This window comes from Dietzia sp. SYD-A1 (assembly GCF_015356725.1).
Lineage (GTDB): Bacteria > Actinomycetota > Actinomycetes > Mycobacteriales > Mycobacteriaceae > Dietzia.
Genome location: NZ_JADDKI010000405.1, coordinates 1 through 1,404, shown reverse-complemented (window position 1 = coordinate 1,404; position 1,404 = coordinate 1). Strand labels below are relative to the sequence as shown.

The window sequence follows — 1,404 nt, the reverse complement described above, 5'->3', positions numbered from 1 at the left end:
CTCGGCGGCCGTCGACGCCGCGCGCCGACGGGTGGGGATCGCGCTGGGTCGGCTCGAGACGCTGTCGGGCGCGGACGGGAGCGCGGTCGACGTCGCGGCCGACCTCGTCGTCGTCGTCCTGCTGCGACTCGTCGTGGAGGTGGCGGTGGGACTCGACCCCCGCGCGGCCGCCGACGAGTGCACCGGCCGCCTGCGGATCATCCTCGCAGGAGCCGGCACGGTGTCCGGGTGATCGGTGTCCCCCTCGGCGGGGCGTCTGATCAGCGGCGGGACCGCATCGCCATCACCGCGCCCGCCGCCACGACCACCACGGCCGCGACCACGGCGAGCCACGGACCGTTCCTCGAGAGCACGGACCCGGGTGCGGTGGTCGGGCTGCGCTGATCGCCGGGACCCACGGCCCCGAGCGGCCCGGAGGCCAGGTGCTCGGTCCCCGCTCCCGGCTCGATCGGGGGACCCGTCACCAGGTGCCCCACGGAGCCGTCGGTGTCGAACCCGGCGTCGAGCAGTCGCGCCGCCTGTTCCCACGGTGACGCGGGCACGCGGGTGCCGTCGAGGAGGACCACCACCAGGCGTCGCCCGTCCCGCTCGGCCGCACCGATGAACGTGTGCCGGGCGTCATCGGTGAAGCCGGTCTTGCCGCCGATCGCCCCCGGGTAGTTGTAGAGCAGCTGATTGTCGTTCGCCAGCACGAACCCGGGGTTGACCGCGACCCCGTCCCCCCGGAGGGTCGGGCCGGACTGCGGTGGCGCGGCGGCCGGATCGGGTGCGCCCGCGCCCTCACCCGCCGGGTACCCGGGGAACCCGGACATCTGCGTGGCCACGATGCGGGCGAACGCCGGGCGGGTCATGGCGTCGCGGAAGATCAACGACAGGTCGTACGCCGTCGACATCATGCCCGGCCCGTCCAGGCCGTTCACGGTGGCGGCGTGGGTACCGACGGCACCCAATCCGGCCGCGTGGGCGTTCATCGCCTCCAGCGTCGCATCGACCCCGCCCATCCGCCGCGCGAGCACGAGGGCGGCGTCGTTACCCGACGACATGAGCAGGCCCCGCACCAGGCGGTCCACCGAGTACTGGCCGCCCGGGCCGATCCCCACGAGGCTGCCCTCGGCGCCCCGGAGATCCTCGTCGGTCACCGTGACGACCCGGTCGGCGTCGAGGGCGTCCAGGGCCACCGTGGCGAGGAGGGTCTTGATGAGGCTGGCCGGGCGGTACCGACCGTGGGGATCCTGCGCGGCCACCACCTCTCCGGTGTCCAGGTCCGAGATCATCCACGCGCTGGCGGTGACGTCGCGGGGCACCTCGAACCCGTCCGGCGCCACGACCTCGCAGCCTGCCAGGGCATCGCCGCCCGGCGGGGACTCCGGGACCGGGGGAGGTGCGGGAGAGGTCTGGCCGGGC

Annotated in this window: 1 protein-coding gene and 1 pseudogene; one reads left to right on the top strand and one right to left on the bottom strand. The window is 74.9% G+C overall.

The genetic code is table 11. From position 1 onward, the window contains the following. Positions 1-232: pseudogene (locus tag IY392_RS14740) on the top strand (TetR/AcrR family transcriptional regulator); the annotation flags it as partial. A gap of 28 nt (positions 233-260) precedes the next feature. Here IY392_RS14740 and IY392_RS14735 read toward each other — a convergent pair. After that, positions 261-1,404 (bottom strand): D-alanyl-D-alanine carboxypeptidase family protein (locus IY392_RS14735; protein WP_194861615.1); only part of this gene is annotated, 1,144 nt, incomplete at its 5' end.